The sequence below is a fragment of the Flavobacterium sp. SLB02 genome (assembly GCF_009664855.1).
Lineage (GTDB): Bacteria > Bacteroidota > Bacteroidia > Flavobacteriales > Flavobacteriaceae > Flavobacterium.
Genome location: NZ_CP045928.1, coordinates 775,941 through 798,533 on the forward strand (window position 1 = coordinate 775,941; position 22,593 = coordinate 798,533).

Consider the following 22,593-nt stretch of genomic DNA (forward strand, 5'->3'; position numbering starts at 1 on the left):
TATGAATGATGATTGTCTCTAACTTTGTGTTGGAAGAGTCGATTAAATTTTACTAAAATAAATATTAAGAAAAGAAACGAATGAAAAATAATTTCCTGAAATTTTGTTCTCAAATTCCGTGGTTTTTTAATGAAAGTGATGGTATTTCTATTCATGATATAGAAATCACTTTTTCTTATGATTTCACAAAGGTATTTCCAAATTTATACCAACTTTTAAGCAGAGCAGATACCGATTTAATTGAATTGGAGAGAGATAAAGAAATTTCAAAATTTTATTTATTTACATGGAAAAATACTGATGGAGAAACCTCAGGATGGCTTTGTAAAATCGAAGAAGAAATACAATTCGATATTCCGAATGATTTGGAGATTTTAATTAAAAATATAGGAGGTATTCAGGAATCATATTCTGAAATTCTGGATGATGAACAACGTTTTACGGACAATCAAAATTTTCTTTTTATTGCTTCTGAATTTAGAAAGGATATTGGATTATGGAATGAATTTTACCTGGATTTATGTAAAGAAGAAAACAAGATTCCTATTGATACGGCGAATTTGTTAAGAATTGCAGAAGAAGCGAATGGAAACGAAACTTTTTTAGATTTAAATACTAGTGAAGTTTTACTTTTTGCACCTGATCATGATTTCGAATATGTCTCAATCCTTAAAAATCAGCCCGAATATACTTTTTATAAAATAAAAAAAGTCAGTACGATTGTTCATTATACCGAGATTTTAGCAAAACAGTGGATGATCGTCGCACAATAATATTTTTATGAAGTGGTAAATTATGTTTGTAAAAATAAGGTCAAATAATAAAAGTTCTAAATCATAAAATTCAGGACTTTTTTTATTCCCCAATATTAAGAAATGGTAATAATATAAAAATTGTAAGATTATTTTGTAATATATAACTGATTTATTCGTTAACTTTAGATGTTTAATTAACTAAAAAAGATATCTATTATGAAAATTAAATCTATTTTATTAGGAATGGGTCTTGCTGTTTCTTTAGTGGCCTGTGGTCCAAAGGATGCAGATATTCAAAAAGACATTAATGCACAAATTAGCGCTCTTCCGGGTGTTGAAGTTTCTGTAGTAAAAGGTGTGGCTACTATTTCAGGTACTTGTAACGATGAAACAGTAAAACAAAATGCTGAGAATATTGTGAAAGGAGTAAAAGGGGTTAAAACTGTAGTAAACAATTGCGAAATTCCAGCTCCTGAGCCTGTTACAACAACTGCGCCGGTAGAAATTAATGCTGATGGTGTTTTGAATACTTCGGTAAATGAAGTGGTGAAAACTTATAGCGGTGTAACTGCTACTGTTAAGGATGGTGTTGTAACTCTTACAGGAGATATCAAAAGAGATCAATTAGCAAATTTGATCAAAAGTGTGCAGGAACTAAAACCTAAAAAGGTAGAAAATAAGTTAACTATTAAATAAGGTAAGTCATGAGTGTAAAAGATAAATATAAAGAGTTAACAGATTTGGCTACGAATCTAGGAATAGCAAATTTGCAGGTAAGAGAGCAGGAGAATGTATTGTATGTTGATGGTACAGCCAAATCAGCAGAGGATAAAGAAAAACTGTGGAGTGCTTACGGAAAAATAGATCCAGATTTTAGATCAGCCGATGTTGTGATGAATATTGAAGTGGCTGAAGGAACTACAACAGAATATACTGTAAAAGGTGGAGATTCATTGTCTAAAATAGGAAAAGCTCATGGCGTTTCATGGGAAGCAATTTTTGAAGCCAATAAAGATATTATTAAAAATCCTGATCTGATTCAACCGGGTTGGAAACTAAAAATACCAACTGCATAATTTAGTTTTGTGCTGTTATTGAAAGTCCGTCTTATGATGGACTTTTTTTATGTTTATTGTTGAAGTAGCACACGGATGACAAGGATTCGCTATTGCGAAAACGCGAATTTTGAAATTTTTTATTTTATCATTCTTGATGATAATTTCAATAAAACTAAACGATGTGCGCAAAGGTGCAAAAATAGCACGCGGATTACATGGATTAGCTATCGCGAAAATGCGGATTTTTAGTGATTTTTTTGTTTGTGTCTTTGCGAGGAATGAAGCAATCGGAGTATAAATTCGGCATAGAATCTTGCCAATCCTTGTCGAGCTTCTATTGTGTGCTTCGTTCAGGATGACAGGATTGTAGTTAAATTTTGTAGATGAGTTTGTAAAACCTTTGTTGTAAATATTAACTAAAGGATAAATCTTCTTGTAAATACTAAACCCCTAGCTCTATAGAGTTGGGATACCTTTTGTGTCCGTCGCGGGGGATACAAAAGATTGGAACGGATTGCTTCGCCAGTTCGCACTTTTAGGTTCGGGTGCGGGATTAGTTCCTAAAAAATGTTACTCATCACTATCACTTAAAGGTTGTTTTAGAATAGACTTTCTTAAACGGTCTTCGTTTTCATCGCCCCATTTTCCTAAAGCGGAAATTATAGGGATGAGTGTTTTTCCAAAATCAGTTAGGCTGTATTCGACTTTGGGGGGCATTTGTGCGTAGATAATTTTTGAAACTAATTCGTGCTGTTCGAGTTCTTTTAACTGGATATTTAAAACCCTTCTGGAGGCATCGGGAATTTTTCGTTGCAGTTCGCTTGGCCGCTGAAAACCTTCGTTGATGAACCATAACAAACGGATTTTCCATTTGCCATAAAGCACTTCACCAATGAGGTCCAGGCCACAATTTAAGTTCAAAGGGATTTTTCTTTCATACATAAATACAAATTTAACCCAATGTTCTAAACTGCACAATAGGGGAAAAATTTATCCCTATGCAATTCGGTTTTCCGTAATTGTGGGAACCGGTCGCACTACCGAAATTTGCCTTTATAAAATCAAAACAAATGGAAGCACAATTTAATTTTAATAATGAGTTATCAGGCAAAATTGCTTTGGTAACCGGAGGTACAAAAGGAACCGGAAAAGCAATTGCAGAACGATTATTAAATGCAGGAGCAAGGGTTATTATTACGGCAAGAAACAAACCAGAGACGGAGAATAAAGAGTTGCATTTTATTTCGGCAGATTTAAGCACTTCAAATGGAACGGCAAAAGTAATCGAAGAAATAAAATTAAACTTTGGCCAACTGGATATTTTGATTAATAATCTGGGCAGTTCAGAAACTCCCGGGGGCGGTTTTGAGGCTTTGATGGATGAAGACTGGGAGCATACTTTTCAGGCGAATTTATTTGCTCCGGTACGATTAGACAGAGGTTTCTTGCCCGGAATGATTCAGCAAAAGTCTGGCGTAATTATTCATATTGCTTCGATTCAGGGAAAATTGCCTTTGTATGATTCGACTTTGCCTTATGCGGCCGCAAAAGCAGGACTGATTAATTACAGTAAAAGTTTATCGAACGAGGTTTCGCCCAAAGGTGTTCGCGTACTTACGGTTTCCCCGGGCTGGATTATGACAACAGCGGCAAACAGAATGATGGAAAGAATTGCCCAAAGTTCGAATAGTACGATTGAAGAAGCGACTGAAAGTGTGATGAATGCATTGGGCGGAATTCCTTTTGGCCGTCCTGCACAACCTGAAGAAGTAGCTGAATTGATAGGTTTTCTGGTTTCGCCAAGAGCGAATTATCTAACAGGAACTGAATTTGTAATTGATGGCGGAACGATCCCGACGATTTGATAACCCTAAAAAAAGAAAAATGAACTTACCGAATATAATTTCAGATTTAATAGAGGCACAGGCAAAGTTTGACAGTAAAACTTATGCAGAATGTTTTTCAGAAGCAGCCTTGGTATTTGATGAAAATGAAACTCATAAAGGCCGAAATGAGATAGAAAAATGGAATGAAAAAACCAATGCAGTGTATAGAACCCAACTTGAAGCGTTAGAATTTCTGGTTACTGAAACAACAAATATTCTTACCACAAAAGTAAGCGGCACATTTGAAGGAAGCCCGATTGTTTTAAAATATCACTTTGAACTAAAAGGAGGCAAGATTGAAAGTCTAAAAATAACAGGTTAATATTTTATGTCGCTGAGTTTAAAATTACTTTAGACTCAGCGACTTATTATTTACCTTCCTTTAATGCTTAAATCAAATAAAAACTTTGCGGTTTCCTGATCTGAGTCGGCTGAGAAGCCTGATACATAAACGCCTTTTTTGCCTGATGTTGATTTAATTCCGTATACAACTGCCTCATCGCCAGGGTCTGATTCCCCTTCGTATCGATACACATGTACAATTTCAAATTTTTCAGGATTTTTTTTAATCAGGTCCGAGTTTAGATTAAAATCACAAGTAAATCCTTTTTCATGTAATTGATCCAGAGCTTTTGAAACAGTTGCGTAGTGATACATTCTTGTCATGATAATTGATTTTAAAATTATGGATTTTAAAGATAACTATTTTAAAATTAAAATGTTATGATAATAAGGCTAAAATCTAAAATTTAAAATCATTAATGTTAGTAGATAAATCGCTACTTTTGCGCCGCAGACCGCCTTATCGTCGTCTCGATTTATCGGGAGGGAGGAAAGTCCGGACACCACAGAGAAGCATAGCGGGTAACACCCGTCGGTGTTAGAAATAACGCAAGGACAAGTGCAACAGAAAGTATGTACAGGTAATGCTGTAGTGAAACCAGGTAAACTCTATGCGGTGAAATACCAAGTATATCAGCATTTAAGGGCTTCTCGTCCGTTGTTGAAGGGTAGGTAGCTTGAGTTCCGAAGTAATTCGGAATCTAGATAAATGATAAGGCTCTGATTTATCAGGGACAGAATCCGGCTTATAGGTCTGCATTTTTTATATATTTGTGAAACTCTCTAATCTATTTTCATGAATATAACCTCTTCTAAATCTTCTAATAAACCAAGGAAAAGTACTTTTAAGCTTATTATTACCAATCTTACTTTTTGGGTTTTGATTGCCATTATTGCCGGAATTTTACTGGGACATTTTTCGCCTGAAAATGGGGTGAAGATGGAAATTTTAGGCACTAAATTTATTGCACTAATCAAACTTTTTATTGGTCCAATTATATTCCTGACGATTGTTTTGGGAATTTCCGGAATGGGGAATCTGAAAAAAGTAGGCCGAATTGGTGTGAAAGCGCTGGGCTATTTTGAAGTGGTTTCAACAGTGGCGCTGGCCATTGGTGTTGGAGTGGCATATTTTTTTAAACCCGGAAAAATCGATAAATCAGGCCTGACTTTGGGGGATGCGAGCCAATATACAAAAGGTGCAGCTAAAGACTTTTCGTGGCTGGAGTTTTTCTTTTCGAATTTTACCTTACAAGTTTTATTGGCGGCGATAATTTGCGGAATTGCCTTGAACTTTTACAAGAAAAGAGAACAAACAATTCTGGTTCTGGAACGCTTTTCTAAAGTGGTTTTCTTTGGGTTGAAATACGTAATGTATCTTGCCCCGATTGGTGCTTTTGGCGGAATGGCCTACACTATTGGAAAATTTGGATTAGGAACTTTGATTCCGCTTGGAAAACTAATGTTGTGTGTTTACCTCACAATGGCTTTGTTTGTGTTTTTGATTTTAGGAAGCATTCTGAGATATTATAAAATTAGTATACTTTCGATTCTAAAATATATCAAAGAAGAACTTTTACTGGTTTTGGGAACTTCGTCATCTGAGGCTGCTTTGCCCAGTATTATGGTAAAACTCGAACAAATGGGTTGTAGTAAATCTGTTGTAGGATTGGTGATCCCCACTGGTTATTCTTTTAATCTCGACGGGACTTCGATTTATTTATCGATGTCGGTGATATTTTTGGCGCAATTGTATGATGTACATTTGAGTTTTTTTGAAATACTGAGCGTAATTGGTATTCTTATGATTACCTCAAAAGGTGCGGCAGGAGTTACCGGAAGTGGATTTATTGTTTTAGCATCGACTTTGACTGCTTTGCATAAAATTCCGGTCGAAGGTTTGGCTTTTTTACTGGGCGTTGATAAATTTATGAGTGAAGCCCGGGCGATAACCAATTTGATTGGAAATACAGTGGCAACGATTGTAATTTCGAAAAGTGAACACGATTTTACGGAGTTGAATCTGAATCCTGTTATAGAGGAATAATTTTCTTTGCTTTGCGGAGAATGGCACGCGGATGACACAGATTCGCTTTCGCGAAAGCGCGGATTTATGCGGTTTTTTTTTATTGTTTAAATGGTTTTGCCACAAAGACTCAAAGACACTAAGTTTTTGTTTCTTACAGGTGGTAATCATATGGTTTTTTGATTTGTATCTTTGTGACTTAGCGCCTTCGTGGCATTTTATTGAATGACTATGAAAAGAATCGGAATTTTAGGACTCGGTGGAGTAGGTGGTTATTTTGGCGGACTTTTAGCGAGCGCCTTTTATAAGTCTGATGAAATTGAAGTTATTTTTATCGCGCGTGGCCAAACCCAAAAAGCAATCGCTGAAAGCGGATTGAAGATCATTACTGATGATTCAGAAACTGTGGTTTATCCTAAACTGGTTTCGAATAATCCGGATGAAATTGGCATATTGGATTACTTAATTTGTGCTACCAAAACCTATGATATCGAGGAAAGTCTGCTTTCGCTGCAGCAATGTATTTCTAAGGAAACTGTAATTCTTCCGTTGTATAATGGAGTTGATGCGCCGGAACGTATCCTAGAGCTATTTCCTAAAAATGAAGTTTTACAGGGTTGTGTTTATATTATTTCGATGATTTTTTCGCCTGGAACAATTCGTAAAATTGGTTTTTATGAAAAGTTGTTTTTTGGATCAAAAACGGCTTGTGTTTCAAAATTGAACGAATTACAAAGTATCTTTGAGAAAGCTAAAATAGAAAGTTATCTGGTGGAGAATATTGAAGAAACGGTTTGGGAGAAATTCATTTTTATTTCGGCACTGGCCTCTGCAACTTCTTATCTGAACCTGAATATCGGTCAGATTTTAAGCAATCCTGATGCTAAAGCTGTTTATATAGAATTGCTTAAGGAAATTGAATTGGTTGCTAACGCCAAAGGTTTACAACTACCGGATGATATTGTAAACCAGACGATCATAAAACTAGAAAAATCGCCTAAAGAAGCGACTTCGTCTATGCACAGGGATTATTTGGCAGGTAATAAAATAGAAGCAACTTCACTAACAAAATTTGTGGTAGAAGAAGGTTTGAAATATGGCGTAAAAACTCCGCTGTACGAAAAAATAAGTACTGTTTTATTGTCGTAAAAAAGTTAAGCTTCGTCTTTTGTGGCGCGCACTAAACTAATTCCTGACATAAAAAACACTATACCTAGTATGCCGTAAATAATTAATGATTTAATGTCTCGCGTTTCGCCTGAAGTACCTGCAAATATAACAGCAGTATAAATCAAACCAACAATTCCGAGGATGGTTAATAGTCCTCCGAAAAATCTCTTTAGGTTCATGATGTTTGGTTTTAAATGTTCATTACAAATGTATTACGTAGATGAGGTAAATCGTTATACAATTGATTCTAAAACTTATATCATTTACAGTCTTGATGCTGAATTTAATAACTTTCTTTAGCTTTCATTTATCGATTAATTATAATGTTAGAAAATATTTTGTTTCTTAATTTGTTTGTATGGTTTTAATCATACTTTTGATGCAACCTAATTAAAAACCAAACATGAAAAAAAATTGCCTGTTTTTATTTTTATCTGTTCTTTTTGTTAATGCTCTTCAGGCTCAAAGTGATGCCCCGGTTGCTGTTGTTAAAAATCAGTTTAAGATCAATATGTTGTTTCCGGGCTTTGTGTATGAGCATGGTTTTGATGCAAAAAATACACTTTATTCTGAGGTAACCTTGGGAGTTGGTTATCGCTATAGCAGTTATTATGGCGAATCAAGCTGGTTTGTTTTTCCTACGATCAATGAACAGTTTCGTCATTATTATAATTTAGAAAAAAGAGCGGCCAAAGCAAAAAGAACCGCTCGTAATTCAGGAAACTTTGTAGCGGCATCTGCTTATTATAATTTTAAGTCATTAAACACCAATGAAAAATACGGAAATTACGATCCTTCCTTTACTATAGCAGCACTTTGGGGGTTTCAACGTACTTACAAAGGAAGATTCAATCTTGAGGTACATTTAGGTCCAGGGATAAATTTTGATAAATACGATACTGAATTTGTACCTGTTAGCAACGTTACTTTAGGCTGGGTTATAGGGAAATAATCAAAAGGAATATAATAGAAAAACCTTGATTTGTCAAGGTTTTTCTATTTTAAATTCTAACCCAATATTTCGAGTGCTTTCAATGCTGATTTTTGGATCTGAATTAAAATATTTTCTAAGCCTGCTGATAAAAACATCCATACTTCGTCCTGAGAAATAATCATCTTTTTTCCAGACAGACATTAAAATCTGGTCCCTCTTTAATAACTGATTGTGGTTCAGATATAAGTACTCAATAAGAGAAGCCTCCATTTCTGTGAGCTGCTGGACATGATTTTTATTATTTAAGGTTAATCTTTCGTTATCAAAAATATAAGAACCAATTTCAATTATATTATCTCCGTTCAGACTTCGCTTTTGCTCGATTCTCTTTAGAATGTTATTTAGACGCAGAATGAGTTCGTCGACTTCAAAAGGTTTTATGATGTAATCGTCTGCACCTAATTTTAATCCAATGATTTTGTCTTCCTTTAACTTTCTTGCAGTTAGAAAAATAAATGGAATCTCAGGATTGATCGTAATTATTTTTTCAGCCAATGAAAATCCATCCAGTTTTGGCATCATGACATCAAAAATGCAAATATCAAAAGCTTGGTTTTTAAAATAGTCTAAAGCTATTTCTCCATTTTGTGCCCAGATAACTTCAAATTGATGCAATTCTAAATATTTTTTTAAAATTCCAGCAAAATCAAAATCGTCTTCAGCTAAAAGTAATTTTTTCAAAATAATGTAATATTAAACTTTTAATAAAATAGTAAACTGAGCCCCTTTTCCTAAATCGCTCACAACGCTAACAGAGCCCTGATGCGCTTTTATAATCTGATCGACATAATACAATCCTAAACCTAAGCCTTTTGTATTATGAAGATTTCCCTGTTCTACGCGATAGAATTTTTCAAACAGAAGTGATTGTTTATTCTTTTCGATTCCAATTCCGTCATCTTCAATACTAATAGAAAATTGATTTTGGATCATTCTTGTTTTTATCGTAATCTTATTTGAACCATATTTTACAGCATTTTCCAGGACATTTAACAAAGCGGTTGTCAGATGAAATTTATCTAAAGCTAAAATGGTTTTGTGTGTTTTAAAATCAGTTTGAAGATTGATTTTTGGGAATGTAATTTTAAAATCATGTATAATGGAAAGTAGAAAATCTTCTGTTTCTATTTTTTCTTTTTGCAATTCGATTCCGTTTTCAGCTAAAGAATTTGCCATTACCTGATCGATCAAATTTTGTAAACGATTGTTCTGTCGCGAAATAGTATCGACAATTGCATTAAAATTTTCCTCATTATCCCTGATATCCTTTCGTTCTAATATTTTGGTCGAAATGCCCAAAGTTGTCAAAGGCGTTTTGAGTTCGTGTGTAATATTATTAATAAAATCGGTTTTGATCTCGTTTACTTTTTTCTGTTTGATTAAAGCTCGTATAGCTATGACAAAAAGTGTTATCAGGGTTGCTATAGAAAGAAGAGATAGAATTAAAACGAAAGTCATTCGTCTTAAAATAATCATTTCCCAGTCGAGTACCGAGATGTACATCGAATCTTCGGTTAGTAATTTGTAATCCTGACTGGCATAGGTTCCGTTTGTTGTTCCAACATAATTTCTAACGAGAAATGCATGATTTAATGACGCTAGATTGCCATATAATTTGTTTCGAATAAAAGGTTTTTCAGAGAAAATAGTATCTGCTTTTTTTGCATTTTGGTACAGCACAAATTTATTCAGAACAATAGCAAAATCTATTTTAAGGTTGGGTAAATCTCTTTCGAACTTGCGCTGAATTTTTTGGGTCAATACATCCCGATATTCATTTGTAAGGATATAATTTTTAACATCGCTTTTGGTATTTTTTCCGTGAATATAATTTTCAGATAATTGTTTGTAAAGTGCCTCTTTCTTAGCCACAAGTACCGAATCTATATCGCTATAATTATTAGAGATTTGAGCAATTGCATTCTTGATTTCAGTATGAAACTGCGCCACTTTATAATCATAAGTCGTTTTTACCAAATAGCATTGTACCGTTGATAAAACGATTAAGGCGATGACAGAAAAAGCGATTAATAAATTGATTCTTTGTTTCATTTGATGTTTAAAATTATGGCACGCGAATCGCACGGATTAAACTGGTTTACACAGATTTTATTTTGTTTTTTCACGCAGATTTAAAATGATTTTAGCAGATTAAAATTTAATCTCCCTAATTTGCAAAATCTGCGGGAGACTATAGCTCTTATGACGCTGAGCAAACGGATTTACACAGATATGTTTTATCAAATCGTTAAAAAATAAACCTGAGTGAACCAGTTTAACCCGTAAAACCTGTGGGCTATTCCCATTTCAAAATTAATGCTTTTATGATACAATAAGCACATTAACTCCCCATTAACCTTCAATTAACCTATGGAACGTTTTTTTAGAAGCATTTTTGCAGGATTACAACTTTAAACCCAACCAAAAATGAACCCTTCCTTGCCCTTAAAACTTTTCGTGCTTTTGTTTTTTTTCCTGCTTTCGTTATTTGGATATGCACAAAATGAAACTCCAAAAGACAGTATTTCGAATAAACTTAATGAAGTTGCCGTCTCTCAAAATAAAAAAACGTTTACCAATACAAACGGAAATATAAAAGTAGATGTTGCCAATTCTATTTATAATTCGATTCCGAATACGGTTGATTTAGTAGCAAAATTGCCAACTGTTCAGCTGAGTTCTGATAAGGAAAGTATTTCGGTTATTGGCCGCGGAAATCCTTTAATCTACATTGATAATCAAAAGGTAGGGATGAACGATCTGAATGCTTTGGCTGTGGCTGATATTAAAACCATTGAAATCATTCAGAATCCATCTTCTAAATACGAGGCCGAAGGTCGTTCTGTAATTTTGATTACCAGAAGATTTAGTAAAAAAGATGGTTTTAGAACAGAGATTTATGAGGTGGCTTCTTTCAAGAAAAAGTACAACAATTATATGGGTTTCAATACCAGTTTTAAAAAGAATAAAATCGAATGGAAAGCCAACTTGAATTACAATCAGCTACAGCCGTGGGAAAATCACAGTATAGATTATCAAATTCCCGATGCTGAAATTGCTTCTAAATATGATGTTAGTGCTTACTCTAAAAAAAGGCAATTTGTTTTTGGAGGCAGTCTGTTTTACAAAATAAACGAAGATGATTATTTTTCGTTTAGTGTAAGTAGTAAACTTCAAAAAGACATTTTTCCCATCAATACTATAACGGATAATAAGAATAAGGACCTGGAAAATCAAGTTGTGACCTATAGTGATAATGATAATAAAAAGAATTTTATAAACTCGTTTCTAAATTATTCTAAAAAGATAAAAACTATCGATACACAGGTTTTTACAGGTTTGCAATATTCTAATTTTGATCAGAAATCCTGGAGTAACGTTGAAAATAATTATAACAATACGCAGTTTGAGAAGGCGCAGCTTCGGGATCAAAAATTTGAAGTAAATGTGTTTTTAGGAAAAATTGATGTTGAGAAGAAGTTTAAAAACGAAATGAAATTTGAAATAGGAGGATTGTATGCTTCTGCAGATTCAAAATCAGACTCGGATATATTTGATTACGGAAATAGCGAAAATCAAATAAGTCATTATGATTTTAAAGAGCAAAATCTGGCGGGCTACAGTCAGCTTTCCGGAAAGATTAAAAAAGTCGATTTCTCGGTTGGCGTTAGAGTCGAGAATACCAATGTAGACGGGAAATTCAAAACCGATCTAACGCCTTTAATCAATAAAAACTATACTATTTTTTTTCCGAAAGTGCAATTTTCAGTCGCCATAGACAGCACCAAAAATATTAGTATCAATTATGCAAAGAGTATTTCGAGACCCAATTATTCGTCTTTAAGTCAGGGAACAACTTATATTAATCCATATTTTTTATATGCTAGAAATATTAATCTGGATCCAACGATTGTCAACGAAATTTCGTCGACATTTCAGTATCACAACAAATCGGTTAAGCTAACCTATTATCAAAATACAGATCCGGTTTATAATAGTTTTTTTTATGATAAAGAATTGAATATCATGACTTTTAAGGACGTGAATTTTGAGAAAGAATCTGCGTTGATTCTCGATTTCGAAGTACCTTTTGCGTATAAATTCTGGACGATAACCAATTCTTTGGTTTTAGTTTCAGAGAAGATAGAAGATGCTTCTGCAGTATTTTTGTCATCAAAACCGTATGCATATTATTATTCAAACAACGAATTTAAACTTCCTAAAGGATATACGGCAGTTTTTAGTTTTAGAGGAGTTACGAAACAAAATAAAGGAGTTTTTGAAAGAAACTCAAGAGGAATTGTCGATATGGCAGTTTCGAAAATTTTTTTTCAAAACTGGAATTGCAGCCTGAATTTTAATAATGTGTTTAAAAAGATCAATGAAGAAGAAATTTTTACAATAAACAAGATCAACTCAAAAGCAATATATTGGATTGATGATCGTGAAATTTCAATTTCGATAAAGTATTCTTTTGGGAAAGTAAAGGAAACTGAATTTAAAGGGAAAGGTATGGAGGAAAACTCAGGCCGCGTGAATTAAAACAAAAGGTCTCCTGAAATTCAAGGGACCTTTTATGTATTAAAAACAAAACGAAAATTAACCTTCGTCGTCTTCTGTAGCTTTATTCAATTTAATGGTTAGTTCTTCCTCATCATCGGTTGAATGTAATTCGAAGAAACTAAAAAACGAACCTCCGTAACTTTTCTGAAAAGAGAAGTTACTTAAGTGTTCCATTTTGGTATATTTAGAATGCTCGATAATCATCATTCCGTCTTCGTTTAATAGTTCTCTTTCGAAAACCGTAAGAACAATTTTTTCAAACGCCGCCTGATCTAATCCGTAGGGAGGATCAGCAAAAATAATATCGTAAGAGGTTTTGCAATTGTCTAAAAATTTATACACATCGCTTTTAGTTGCAGCGATATCAAAATCGTATTCTGATGAAACTTGTTTGATGAATTTTACGCATCCGAAATCACCATCAACAGATGTTATTGGAGCACTTCCGCGTGAAGCAAATTCGTAACTAATGTTTCCTGTTCCGGCAAATAAATCCAAAATCTTTAAGCCTTCAAAACTAAAATGGTTATTCAAAACATTAAATAATGCTTCTTTACTCATGTCAGTGGTAGGTCTTACAGGAAGGTTTTTTGGCGGAAAAATGCGTCGTCCTTTGTATTTTCCTGAAATGATTCTCATGATTGAAATAAGATATAATGTTTTTGATTTTGTGCAGTTGAAAAGCTGTTTTTTTCTTGTAATGTGCTTACATCCAAGAACGAAATATGGCGAACGTACTTGTAAGCAATAGCATAATACGGATCGTTTTGATGTATGGTGCCTAATAATTCAAGCGGGAAACTTTCCGGATTTAAACTCAATTGCTCGGCTGTAAAAAGAATATAATACAGAAAATCTTCCGGAGTCTGATATTCAAACGAATTGAATAATAACAATTTCTGATTTTGAACCACGATAACTTCAAAATGATTGGCATTGAAATTGACCACCATTTTTTTCTGGTCGTTGTTCTTAGAACTTTCAAGAATTTTCTCGACCAAAATACTATTGACATGTTTGTAATCAAACGAACCAACTGTATCAATCAAAAAGTTATTGATATTGATGTAGGGGATATAAACCGAATGCATCTCGTAATTTGAAATTTGATCGAAAGTAAAAAAGTCGGTTTCAAAAACCTTTGTGTTGTATTGTAAATAGCTTCCTAAGAAATTTTCGTCAAACAAAGCGGTGGGTACAAAAGTCGAAAGATTGTTGTTGTGAATAACTAAAATCTCGTCGTAAGTCTCTTTTAGTTCCGGATATTTTTTAAAAGCGGCGCTGTATAATTCCTCAATTTTTGATGGTTTTTGTGTAGCATCAAAATTGATTTCGTTAAAAGCTGTAATTGTATTATTTAGAGTATCAAAACAACAAAATGAAAATCCGTTCAGTGAAACCTGAATAGAAAGCTTTTTGTAATTTTTAGAAGTGATATTAGTATTTTGCAATGACATATTGATTTACAATTCGTTACCTGTTTTACAAGAAAGAATTTTAGGCGATTACAAACTTACAAATTAAAAAGGAACAATTACAAATGCAATTTCGAAAAACAGTTTTAATTGGATTTTAAAGTACGGTTAAATTTTCTTTACCATATAAGGGATTTAAGTTCATAATTAATTAAGCGCAATAGAAGTAAAACTTAAATTCCTTTGCATTACTTATATGGTTTAAAAACGTTACAATTGTTGGAATTGAGATTAAAATTGATTTTTTAAATTGACATTGAAATTGATATTTAAAAGCCCGTACTTTGTAGTTCAATTTTTCCCTATGAATTCATCACTTTTTTACGGCGTTTTACAAAAACGATTTCCTTTTGCGCCCACTTATAAACAGGATATTTTTTTTCAAAAAATCGCTATTTTCCTAACCGATACACATAACGATACAATTTTTGTATTGAAAGGATATGCAGGAACCGGAAAAACAACTGTCATTTCGACAATCGTAAACAATCTGGGAGACATTAATAAAAAGTTTGTTTTGCTGGCGCCAACAGGTCGCGCGGCAAAAGTTATTGCCAATTATTCGAATACGCCTGCATTTACGATTCATAAAAAAATATATTTTCCTAAAAAATCTGCTGGTGGCGGCGTGGCTTTTACCAAGCAGGTAAACAAACATAAAAACACCATTTTTATCGTCGATGAGGCTTCGATGATTTCAGACAGCAATTCTGATTCGAAATTGTACGATAACGGATCGCTTCTGGACGATTTAATTCAATATGTATATTCCGGAACCAATTGTAAAATGATTCTTTTGGGAGATACGGCCCAGTTGCCACCGGTAAATTTAGATATAAGTCCTGCCCTTGATGTACAAACTCTTGCCGTGCATTATGATAAAGAAATTGAACATATCGAACTCGACGAAGTAATGCGTCAGGAAGAAAGTTCTGGGATTCTGTACAATGCAACTGAATTGAGAGAATTACTGAAAGATACTTTTATCACCGAGTTTAAATTTGATGTAAAGAGGTTTAAGGATATTATTCGTCTTACCGATGGGTATGATATTCAGGATGCTATAAACTCGGCGTACAGCAATTACAGCATTGAGGATACGGCTTTTATTGTTCGTTCTAATAAACGGGCGAATCAATACAACGAACAAATAAGAACGAGGATTTTATTTAAGGAAAGCGAACTTTCGGTTGGTGATTTCCTGATGGTGGTAAAGAATAATTATTTCTGGCTCAAAGAAACTGATGAAGCGGGATTTATTGCCAACGGAGATATTATTGAGGTTTTAGAACTCTTCGGAATCAAGGAATTGTACGGTTTCAATTTTGCCAAAGTAAAAATCAGAATGGTCGATTATCCGGATCAGAAACCTTTTGAAACGGTATTGTTATTAGATACTATAAAAAGTGAATCGCCATCATTAACCTACGAAGAATCAAATCGTTTGTATGAAGAGGTGATGAAAGATTATGAAAGCGAAACCACAAAATACAAGAAGTTCCAAAAGGTAAAAGAAAACGAATATTTCAATGGCTTACAGGTAAAATTCTCCTACGCCATTACATGTCACAAATCGCAAGGTGGACAATGGAATACTGTTTTTATAGAACAACCTTACCTGGCCAACGGAATTGATCGTGATTACATCAGATGGCTTTACACGGCTATGACGCGTGCCAAAAATAAATTATATTTGATAGGATTTAAAGACGAGAGTTTTGAGGAATAAGCACGAATTTCACGAATTAGCACGAATTTTTTAAGATTTGAATTAGTGTAAATTAGTGAAATTAGTGTTTGAAAATAATTTTACAATGACAACACTAAACGACTTACATTCGATTTCGTCTACGTTTTCGAATACAGATAAAATGCCGGTTTTGTTTTTAGGACACGGCAGTCCAATGAATGCAATCGAAGAAAATCAGTTTGTAGTGGGTTTTCGCAATCTGGCCAAAACATTGCCGCAGCCCAATGCAATCTTATGTATTTCGGCACATTGGTTTACTAACGGAACTAAAGTTACTTCGATGCAGATGCCAAGAACGATTCATGATTTTGGAGGTTTTCCGCAAGCACTTTTTGATGTGCAATATCCAGCGAAAGGAAGCCCTGAACTGGCCGCAGAAACTAAAAAAATATTAGAACCCGTTCATGTGGATTTAGATGAACATTGGGGTTTGGATCACGGTGCGTGGAGTGTAATTAAACATTTATATCCTCAGGCGAATGTTTCGGTGATTCAGTTGAGTATTGATTATACCAAGTCAGGACAATATCATTTTGAGCTGGCTCAGAAACTTCAATCCTTGCGCCATAAGGGCGTTTTGATTATAGGAAGCGGGAATATTGTTCATAATCTGCGTCTGGTTGATTTCAGGAATTTTGATAAAGACAATTACGGTTACGATTGGGCAATTGAAGCGCGAGAAACGATCAATAATTATTTATTAGATGGAAATTTTCAGCCGTTAATAGATTTCGAAAAAATGAATAAAGCGATTCAATTGGCAATTCCAACACCGGATCATTATTTGCCTTTGTTGTATACTTTAGGTTTAAAAGAAAAATCAGAAGAATTGAGTTTATTCAACGATAAGTTATTGGCTGGTTCTCTAAGTATGACGTCAGTCAAAATTATATAAAACACTCAGTGAATCTTTGTGAAAATCTTTGTGTTTCTCTGTGGTAAAATTATAGCACAAAGCTGCACAAAGATTTTCACAAAGGCCACAAAGGAAAAACGTTTTTATTTCTCTTTTTCTAAATTATAAGAATATAGATAACCATCGGCGCTTCCAAAATAAATCGTGTTATTACTGATAAATGGCGAGGAAACAATGGATCCTAATTGATAAAATTTATCCATTACTTTTTTATTGTTATCATAAAAGGATAGATCTTCATTTTGACCTGCATATCCAAAATCTAAAAGATCATTTCTTAGAGTAGAAGAAGCAAAATGTTTGCGATTATCGTTACTTATAAAGTTAGATTTTTTCCCGTTAGAAAGTAAATCCAAGCTAAAGAAATTACCTGTAAAATCTCCAAAATAGATTGTGTTTCCAGCTATTGCCGGAGAGGAATACACATAGCCGTTTACTTTGAATCGGTATTTTTCTTCACCAGTTTTGGCATCTAAAGCCAGTAAAGCATAAGTGTCTGAAGTTCCTACATAAACCGCATTATCTTTTATAACGGCCGAACTCAAGATCCAGGAATTCTCTGCATTATATTTCCAGATTTGTTTTCCGGTTTGGGCATCTAAGGCAAAAAAGAAAGGCTCTCTGGCGCCAAAGTAAACTTTACCGTCTGAGACCGCAACGGATGATTGTATTCCTTTAAAACCCATTTGTGTTCCTGTTGCAAAATGCCAGATTTCTTTTCCGGATTCGATGTTTAAAGCGTATAGTGTAGCGTCCCAACCGCCAATATAAATTTTGCCTTTATCAATTACCGGAGTTCCGTGAATAGGCCCGTTGGTTTTGAATTTCCATTTTAAAGTTCCTGTTTTGGCATCTGCCGAATAAACGCTTCCGTCACTGCTCCCGAATAAAACCAGAGAAGTTTTGCCATTCGTATAAACAACAGGCGATGAAAGATAAAAATCCCATAAATCTTCCATGTATTGTGTCTGGGGTTTCATTTCCCACATACCAATTTCGCCGAGCCAGTGTTCTCCGCCAGTTTTAAATTTCCAAAGCAGTTTTGCGTTTTGCGTATTTACAGCGTAATAATTTCCGTCGAAACTCCCGAAATAGATAGTGTTTTCAAAGATACTTGGGCTGCTGTGAATCGCACCATTGGTTTTGAATTTCCATTTTAAGTTTCCCGATTTTTCTTCAATGGCATATAGAAAACCATCTTCACTGCCTATATAAACAATACCGTTTTTTGCGATTGGGGAGGAAAAAATCTTGCCTTCGGTTTTAAATTTCCATTTTATATTGCTGAGTGGCTGATATCCTTTTCCGTCAAAAATACGATTTGAAAACGCATTTAATGTGGGAGTGTTTTTGTTTTGGCTTAAAGCCGAATGAATAAAAAGTAAAAAGAAATAGAGTGGAAGGGAGGCTAAAAATCTTTTCATAGTTTTTTATTTTAAAAATAAATATTTTCTAAGATATTAATATTGAATTATTTGAGAAATATGTTAGGAATATATTTTTAATACCTGATTGTGAATAGGTATATTTGTTTGAGCATGGAATTATCAGCTAAAGAAATTAAAACATATCAATCATCTAAAAAAGTTGTTTTGGGTCCGCTAATTATTGGTGGAATATTTGTAGCAATTATTCTATTGATAATGGGGGAAACAGAAATGATTCCTGTTTTGCTTGTAGTGCTGGTATTGATGGGACTTGGGCTTTTGATTGTAAAAGGTTCTCTTAAAATTATAATAGATTCTAAGGAGGAACTTTTGATTTTAGAAAAAACCGGCTGGCTTGGAAAAATTGAATTCAAAGAGGTTTTATTATTGAATGAAAATCAATTTTCGATTATGGAAGACACACTTCCCCGATCTGGAAAATATTATCTTATTTTGATCACAAATAATGAGACTAGAAAAGAAAGTAACTATGTGGCTGAAGGATTTACCCGAGAGACGCTAGAGTTAATAAAAAACGATATTAAAATTATACAGACAAAAAGTTTAGTTTTTGCTGAGTAAAAAAATTAAAAGATTATAAAATGAAAATAATAGCTGTAATTCCCGCGCGATACGCCTCAACTCGTTTTCCCGCTAAATTAATGCAGGATCTGGGAGGGAAAACTGTAATTCTAAGAACTTATGAAGCAACGGTGGCGACAAAGTTGTTTGATGACGTATTTGTAGTAACTGACTCTGATTTGATATTTGACGAGATCCTTTCACATGGTGGTAAAGCAATTATGAGTATCAAAGAACACGAATCAGGTAGCGATCGTATTGCTGAAGCTATATTTAGCCTTGATGTTGACGTTGTAGTAAATGTGCAAGGTGACGAGCCTTTTACAGAAGCAGGTCCTTTAGAACAGGTTTTATCGGTATTTAAAGATGATGAAGATCGTAAAGTTGATTTGGCTTCGCTAATGCGTGAAATTACAGATGAAGATGAGATCAATAACCCAAATAATGTCAAAGTGGTTGTAGATCAGTCACAGTTTGCATTGTATTTTTCCCGTTCTGTAATTCCGTATCCCAGAGATAAGGATGTAGGAGTTCGTTATTTTCAGCATATCGGGATTTATGCTTTTAGAAAGCAGGCTTTGTTAGATTTTTATAGTTTACCAATGAAGTCTTTAGAAGCTTCTGAGAAGTTAGAACAGTTACGTTATTTAGAATTTGGAAAACGTATTAAAATGGTGGAGACGACTCATGTTGGTATTGGGATCGATACAGCGGAGGATTTAGAAAAGGCTCGCGCTATTTTGAAAGTCTAGATTGCGTGATGGCGCACCGATGACACGTATTCGTTATAGTTAAACCGCGGATTTATGCGGGCTTTTTATGCCCATTTTTGTTAGACTGAGAGAGGTCGAAGCCCACGTTGCAATTGGCGCGGTTTCTACTTCGTGCAGGATGACAGAAGAGATGTTAATTCTATAATTGTCGTATAGAAACGATTGCTCTGGCGGGAAATAGCTCCTGAAGAAAAATCAAATTACAAATATGAAATTCCAAATTCCAAGTTTGATACAAATGGCAAAAATGAGGATTTAAAAAAGCTCCAATCATTTGGAGCTTTTTCAAATATGTAAATGTCTAAATTTATTGATATAAACTTGGATATTTAGAAGGATTAACTTCATTCATCATGGTGTATACTTTCTCGAAAATATCTTCGGCAGAAGGTTTAGAGAAATAATCACCATCAGTTCCGTAAGCTGGTCTGTGTGCTTTTGCAGCTAGGGTTTGCGGTTTGCTGTCTAAATGAATGTAAGCATCTTGTTCCTCGAGAATTTGTTGCAGGATGAAAGCTGAAGCTCCACCAGGAACATCTTCGTCGATTACTAAAAGACGGTTTGTTTTGGCGATACTTTTTACAATATCTTTATTGATATCAAAGGGGAGTAGTGACTGAATATCAATAACTTCGCAATCAATACCTAATTCTAATAATTCGTTTGCAGCTTGCTCTACTAATCTTAAAGTAGATCCGTAAGAAACTAAAGTAATATCTGAACCTTCTTTTAGGGTTTCAACTACACCAATTGGGGTTTTGAATTCACCAAAATTCAAAGGTGTTTTTTCTTTTAAGCGATAACCATTCAAACATTCGATTACTAAAGCTGGTTCGTCAGTTTCTAAAAGAGCGTTGTAGAAACCTGCTGCTTGTGTCATGTTTCTTGGTACCAGAACGTGAATACCACGAACGGCATTGATAATCATGCCCATTGGTGAGCCAGAATGCCAGATACCTTCAAGACGGTGCCCGCGGGTTCTGATAATTAATGGTGCTTTTTGTTTACCAACGGTTCTGTATTGTAAGGTCGCCAAATCATCGCTCATGATTTGAATTGCGTATAATAAATAATCTAAATACTGAATTTCGGCAATAGGACGTAAGCCTCTTAAAGCCATACCAATTCCTTGTCCGATAATAGTGGCTTCACGAATACCAACATCGGCAACACGAAGTTCTCCATATTTTTCCTGCATTCCTTCAAGACCTTGGTTTACGTCACCAATATTTCCTACGTCTTCACCAAAAATTAGTGTTTCAGGATATTTGGTAAACAAGGCGTCAAAGTTATCACGAAGAATCATTCGGCCATCCAGGTCGGCTTTTGCATTGTCAGCGTATTGAGGAAGTACTTTTTCTACTGAAAAAACATTTTTATCTGAATCTGAATGCAAATGGCTGCTGAATCTAGGCTGCGTAATTGCGATATAATTGGTGATCCAGTCAGACAATAAAACTTTGCTGTTTGGAATCTCTATGAAACGCAATATTTTTCTGGCGATTACCAGCATTTCCTTTTTTAGAGGGGATTTTATAGCGCTTAACTCTGAAATATATTTTTGAATTTTATCTTTATGGTTGATGCTGGCAGCAGAAATTTGCTCCAATAAAGCCATAAGATTTTTTTGATCTTCGATAATTGGGTTGATGAAAGAATTCCAGGCTTCTTTTTTAGCTTCCAGAACTTCTTTTTTCAATTCGGCATCAATTTCGGCCAGTTCTTCAGGCGATGCAATATTGATGGCAATCATCCATAAACGCATCTGACGAATACAATCGAAATCTCTTTCCCAAGCCAGTCTGTCAGCGTTTTTGTAACGTTCGTGAGAACCCGAAGTCGAGTGACCTTGCGGTTGAGTTAATTCGTTTACGTGTATTAAAACCGGAACGTGTTGCTCGCGGGCAACAGCTGCGGCTCTTTCGTAAGTCGAAACCAACTCTGCATAATCCCAACCTTTTACTCTGAAAATTTCGTACCCATTTGCCTCTTCGTCGCGTTGGTATCCTTTTAGAATTTCAGAGATATTTTCTTTGGTAGTTTGGTGTTTGGCATGAACAGAGATTCCGTATTCATCATCCCAAACGCTCATTACCATTGGTACTTGTAAAACTCCTGCAGCATTTATGGTTTCAAAAAAGAGACCTTCTGAGGTACTTGCGTTTCCTATGGTTCCCCAGGCAATTTCGTTTCCGTTTACAGAGAATTTGTCTTTGGTTTTGATTCCCTCAACGTTTCTGTAAATTTTAGATGCCTGTGCCAATCCCAATAATCTTGGCATTTGTCCGGCTGTAGGCGATATATCTGCGCTTGAATTTTTTTGTTTTGTTAAGTCTCTCCAGGATCCGTCTTCGTTTAAACTGTGCGTTACAAAGTGTCCGCCCATTTGTCTTCCGGCCGACATTGGATCAAAATTTAAATCAGTATGACCGTATAAACCTGCGAAAAATTGTTTTGGAGTCAGTTCTCCAATAGCCATCATAAAAGTCTGGTCGCGATAGTATCCCGAACGGAAATCTCCGTTTTGAAAAGATTTTGCCATAGCAAGCTGTGGTACTTCTTTTCCGTCACCAAATATCCCGAATTTGGCTTTTCCTGTCAATACTTCTTTACGACCTAAAAGGCTACATTCGCGGCTGGTTACTGCTATTCTGTAGTCATTCAATACCTCAGTTTTGAAATCTTCAAATGTTAATGTAGTATTGTTTTTTTCTTTTATCATAATCTTGAGGGGTCATGTTAGACTGCGAAATTACTTAAAAACAATCAATAATCATAATTCTTTAAAATAAATATAATTTAATTATTTGTATTTAAAATCAAAAAACTACGTATATTTTTTAAGTTATTTTTATAATAAAATGTAATTTAATGAT

General features: G+C 34.5%; 22 protein-coding genes and 1 other RNA gene. 14 read left to right on the top strand and 9 right to left on the bottom strand.

What is annotated here, in order from left to right; all coding sequences use genetic code 11:
* Positions 1-80 precede the first annotated feature (80 nt).
* The 3 genes from GIY83_RS03360 to GIY83_RS03370 all read left to right on the top strand — a co-directional run bounded on the left by GIY83_RS03360 (position 81) and on the right by GIY83_RS03370 (position 1,831).
* Positions 81-773: a hypothetical protein gene (locus GIY83_RS03360; protein ID WP_194619799.1), complete on the top strand. Its 693-nt coding sequence runs from the start codon at positions 81-83 to the stop codon at positions 771-773.
* Positions 774-971: 198 nt separating this feature from the next.
* A complete protein-coding gene (locus GIY83_RS03365) occupies positions 972-1,451 on the top strand; it encodes a BON domain-containing protein (protein ID WP_194619797.1) in 480 nt (159 codons plus the stop codon).
* Positions 1,452-1,459: 8 nt separating this feature from the next.
* On the top strand, positions 1,460-1,831 hold the full coding sequence (locus GIY83_RS03370) for a LysM peptidoglycan-binding domain-containing protein (RefSeq protein ID WP_194619795.1): 372 nt from the start codon (positions 1,460-1,462) through the stop codon (positions 1,829-1,831).
* Positions 1,832-2,383: 552 nt separating this feature from the next.
* On the opposite strand, the gene GIY83_RS03375 is transcribed toward GIY83_RS03370, so the two are convergent.
* Positions 2,384-2,755: a helix-turn-helix domain-containing protein gene (locus GIY83_RS03375; protein WP_194619792.1), complete on the bottom strand. Its 372-nt coding sequence runs from the start codon at positions 2,753-2,755 to the stop codon at positions 2,384-2,386.
* A gap of 128 nt (positions 2,756-2,883) precedes the next feature.
* On the opposite strand from GIY83_RS03375, the gene GIY83_RS03380 reads away from it, so the two are divergent.
* Positions 2,884-3,678 (top strand): SDR family oxidoreductase, encoded by a 795-nt coding sequence (locus GIY83_RS03380; RefSeq protein ID WP_194619790.1) that lies wholly within the window; start codon positions 2,884-2,886, stop codon positions 3,676-3,678.
* Between the two features lie 19 nt (positions 3,679-3,697).
* Positions 3,698-4,021: a nuclear transport factor 2 family protein gene (locus tag GIY83_RS03385; RefSeq protein ID WP_194619788.1), complete on the top strand. Its 324-nt coding sequence runs from the start codon at positions 3,698-3,700 to the stop codon at positions 4,019-4,021.
* A gap of 50 nt (positions 4,022-4,071) precedes the next feature.
* Here the strand turns inward: GIY83_RS03385 and GIY83_RS03390 are convergent, their stop codons facing one another.
* Complete coding sequence (locus GIY83_RS03390; protein WP_194619786.1) at positions 4,072-4,365, bottom strand: hypothetical protein; 294 nt, start codon at positions 4,363-4,365, stop codon at positions 4,072-4,074.
* 123 nt (positions 4,366-4,488) lie between these two features.
* Here GIY83_RS03390 and rnpB point away from each other — a divergent pair.
* From rnpB to GIY83_RS03405, 3 genes are all read left to right on the top strand, one after another.
* Positions 4,489-4,806, top strand: an RNA gene (gene rnpB, locus GIY83_RS03395) — RNase P RNA component class A.
* 31 nt (positions 4,807-4,837) lie between these two features.
* The gene (locus tag GIY83_RS03400) at positions 4,838-6,088 is read left to right on the top strand and encodes a cation:dicarboxylate symporter family transporter (RefSeq protein ID WP_194619784.1); all 1,251 of its coding nucleotides are present in this window, start codon (positions 4,838-4,840) and stop codon (positions 6,086-6,088) included.
* Positions 6,089-6,298: 210 nt separating this feature from the next.
* Entirely contained in the window at positions 6,299-7,216 is a 918-nt protein-coding gene (locus GIY83_RS03405) for a ketopantoate reductase family protein (protein ID WP_194619782.1), read from the top strand.
* Between the two features lie 5 nt (positions 7,217-7,221).
* Here GIY83_RS03405 and GIY83_RS03410 read toward each other — a convergent pair whose 3' ends face one another.
* Positions 7,222-7,416 carry a hypothetical protein gene (locus GIY83_RS03410; protein ID WP_055096600.1) on the bottom strand — a complete coding sequence of 65 codons (195 nt, stop codon included), beginning with the start codon at positions 7,414-7,416 and terminating at the stop codon, positions 7,222-7,224.
* A 224-nt stretch (positions 7,417-7,640) separates the two neighbouring features.
* Between GIY83_RS03410 and GIY83_RS03415 the strand changes: the two genes are divergently transcribed.
* Positions 7,641-8,189 (top strand): hypothetical protein, encoded by a 549-nt coding sequence (locus tag GIY83_RS03415; protein WP_208684718.1) that lies wholly within the window; start codon positions 7,641-7,643, stop codon positions 8,187-8,189.
* Between the two features lie 33 nt (positions 8,190-8,222).
* Here GIY83_RS03415 and GIY83_RS03420 read toward each other — a convergent pair whose 3' ends face one another.
* On the bottom strand, positions 8,223-8,912 hold the full coding sequence (locus tag GIY83_RS03420) for a response regulator transcription factor (RefSeq protein WP_194619778.1): 690 nt from the start codon (positions 8,910-8,912) through the stop codon (positions 8,223-8,225).
* 12 nt (positions 8,913-8,924) lie between these two features.
* Positions 8,925-10,283, bottom strand: coding sequence for a sensor histidine kinase KdpD (locus GIY83_RS03425; protein WP_194619776.1), 1,359 nt, complete (start codon positions 10,281-10,283; stop codon positions 8,925-8,927).
* A 375-nt stretch (positions 10,284-10,658) separates the two neighbouring features.
* On the opposite strand from GIY83_RS03425, the gene GIY83_RS03430 reads away from it, so the two are divergent.
* Positions 10,659-12,773, top strand: a complete 2,115-nt coding sequence (locus GIY83_RS03430; protein ID WP_208684720.1) for an outer membrane beta-barrel family protein — start codon at positions 10,659-10,661, stop codon at positions 12,771-12,773.
* Positions 12,774-12,830: 57 nt separating this feature from the next.
* On the opposite strand, the gene GIY83_RS03435 is transcribed toward GIY83_RS03430, so the two are convergent.
* Both GIY83_RS03435 and GIY83_RS03440 read right to left on the bottom strand, forming a co-directional pair.
* A complete protein-coding gene (locus GIY83_RS03435) occupies positions 12,831-13,433 on the bottom strand; it encodes an RsmD family RNA methyltransferase (RefSeq protein WP_194619772.1) in 603 nt (200 codons plus the stop codon).
* Entirely contained in the window at positions 13,430-14,251 is an 822-nt protein-coding gene (locus GIY83_RS03440; RefSeq protein WP_194619770.1) for a DUF3822 family protein, read from the bottom strand. The genes GIY83_RS03435 and GIY83_RS03440 overlap by 4 nt, the downstream gene beginning before the upstream one ends.
* A 322-nt stretch (positions 14,252-14,573) precedes the next feature.
* Here GIY83_RS03440 and GIY83_RS03445 point away from each other — a divergent pair, with 322 nt between their 5' ends.
* The gene (locus GIY83_RS03445) at positions 14,574-15,998 is read left to right on the top strand and encodes an ATP-dependent RecD-like DNA helicase (RefSeq protein WP_194619768.1); all 1,425 of its coding nucleotides are present in this window, start codon (positions 14,574-14,576) and stop codon (positions 15,996-15,998) included.
* An 85-nt stretch (positions 15,999-16,083) separates the two neighbouring features.
* The gene (gene ygiD, locus GIY83_RS03450) at positions 16,084-16,914 is read left to right on the top strand and encodes a 4,5-DOPA dioxygenase extradiol (protein WP_208684722.1); all 831 of its coding nucleotides are present in this window, start codon (positions 16,084-16,086) and stop codon (positions 16,912-16,914) included.
* A gap of 104 nt (positions 16,915-17,018) precedes the next feature.
* On the opposite strand, the gene GIY83_RS03455 is transcribed toward ygiD, so the two are convergent.
* Positions 17,019-18,359 (bottom strand): PQQ-binding-like beta-propeller repeat protein, encoded by a 1,341-nt coding sequence (locus GIY83_RS03455; RefSeq protein ID WP_208684724.1) that lies wholly within the window; start codon positions 18,357-18,359, stop codon positions 17,019-17,021.
* Positions 18,360-18,473: 114 nt separating this feature from the next.
* Here GIY83_RS03455 and GIY83_RS03460 point away from each other — a divergent pair, with 114 nt between their 5' ends.
* Together GIY83_RS03460 and kdsB are read left to right on the top strand one after the other, a co-directional pair.
* On the top strand, positions 18,474-18,944 hold the full coding sequence (locus GIY83_RS03460; protein ID WP_208684726.1) for a hypothetical protein: 471 nt from the start codon (positions 18,474-18,476) through the stop codon (positions 18,942-18,944).
* 20 nt (positions 18,945-18,964) lie between these two features.
* Positions 18,965-19,696: a 3-deoxy-manno-octulosonate cytidylyltransferase gene (kdsB, locus tag GIY83_RS03465; protein ID WP_208684728.1), complete on the top strand. Its 732-nt coding sequence runs from the start codon at positions 18,965-18,967 to the stop codon at positions 19,694-19,696.
* Positions 19,697-20,024: 328 nt separating this feature from the next.
* Here kdsB and GIY83_RS03470 read toward each other — a convergent pair whose 3' ends face one another.
* The gene (locus tag GIY83_RS03470; protein WP_208684730.1) at positions 20,025-22,439 is read right to left on the bottom strand and encodes a thiamine pyrophosphate-dependent enzyme; all 2,415 of its coding nucleotides are present in this window, start codon (positions 22,437-22,439) and stop codon (positions 20,025-20,027) included.
* Positions 22,440-22,593 lie beyond the last annotated feature (154 nt).

Bases quoted from the DNA above. Each gene is read 5' to 3' on its own strand.
- GIY83_RS03445 (WP_194619768.1), top strand. From the start codon at position 14,574: ATGAATTCATCACTTTTTTACGGCGTTTTACAAAAACGATTTCCTTTT.
- GIY83_RS03410 (WP_055096600.1), bottom strand. From the start codon at position 7,416: ATGAACCTAAAGAGATTTTTCGGAGGACTATTAACCATCCTCGGAATT.
- GIY83_RS03455 (WP_208684724.1), bottom strand. From the start codon at position 18,359: ATGAAAAGATTTTTAGCCTCCCTTCCACTCTATTTCTTTTTACTTTTT.
- GIY83_RS03390 (WP_194619786.1), bottom strand. From the start codon at position 4,365: ATGACAAGAATGTATCACTACGCAACTGTTTCAAAAGCTCTGGATCAA.
- GIY83_RS03435 (WP_194619772.1), bottom strand. From the start codon at position 13,433: ATGAGAATCATTTCAGGAAAATACAAAGGACGACGCATTTTTCCGCCA.
- GIY83_RS03405 (WP_194619782.1), top strand. From the start codon at position 6,299: ATGAAAAGAATCGGAATTTTAGGACTCGGTGGAGTAGGTGGTTATTTT.
- GIY83_RS03380 (WP_194619790.1), top strand. From the start codon at position 2,884: ATGGAAGCACAATTTAATTTTAATAATGAGTTATCAGGCAAAATTGCT.
- GIY83_RS03425 (WP_194619776.1), bottom strand. From the start codon at position 10,283: ATGAAACAAAGAATCAATTTATTAATCGCTTTTTCTGTCATCGCCTTA.
- GIY83_RS03400 (WP_194619784.1), top strand. From the start codon at position 4,838: ATGAATATAACCTCTTCTAAATCTTCTAATAAACCAAGGAAAAGTACT.
- GIY83_RS03460 (WP_208684726.1), top strand. From the start codon at position 18,474: ATGGAATTATCAGCTAAAGAAATTAAAACATATCAATCATCTAAAAAA.
- GIY83_RS03360 (WP_194619799.1), top strand. From the start codon at position 81: ATGAAAAATAATTTCCTGAAATTTTGTTCTCAAATTCCGTGGTTTTTT.
- GIY83_RS03375 (WP_194619792.1), bottom strand. From the start codon at position 2,755: ATGTATGAAAGAAAAATCCCTTTGAACTTAAATTGTGGCCTGGACCTC.
- kdsB (WP_208684728.1), top strand. From the start codon at position 18,965: ATGAAAATAATAGCTGTAATTCCCGCGCGATACGCCTCAACTCGTTTT.
- GIY83_RS03370 (WP_194619795.1), top strand. From the start codon at position 1,460: ATGAGTGTAAAAGATAAATATAAAGAGTTAACAGATTTGGCTACGAAT.
- GIY83_RS03415 (WP_208684718.1), top strand. From the start codon at position 7,641: ATGAAAAAAAATTGCCTGTTTTTATTTTTATCTGTTCTTTTTGTTAAT.
- GIY83_RS03470 (WP_208684730.1), bottom strand. From the start codon at position 22,439: ATGATAAAAGAAAAAAACAATACTACATTAACATTTGAAGATTTCAAA.
- GIY83_RS03365 (WP_194619797.1), top strand. From the start codon at position 972: ATGAAAATTAAATCTATTTTATTAGGAATGGGTCTTGCTGTTTCTTTA.
- ygiD (WP_208684722.1), top strand. From the start codon at position 16,084: ATGACAACACTAAACGACTTACATTCGATTTCGTCTACGTTTTCGAAT.
- GIY83_RS03385 (WP_194619788.1), top strand. From the start codon at position 3,698: ATGAACTTACCGAATATAATTTCAGATTTAATAGAGGCACAGGCAAAG.
- GIY83_RS03440 (WP_194619770.1), bottom strand. From the start codon at position 14,251: ATGTCATTGCAAAATACTAATATCACTTCTAAAAATTACAAAAAGCTT.
- GIY83_RS03430 (WP_208684720.1), top strand. From the start codon at position 10,659: ATGAACCCTTCCTTGCCCTTAAAACTTTTCGTGCTTTTGTTTTTTTTC.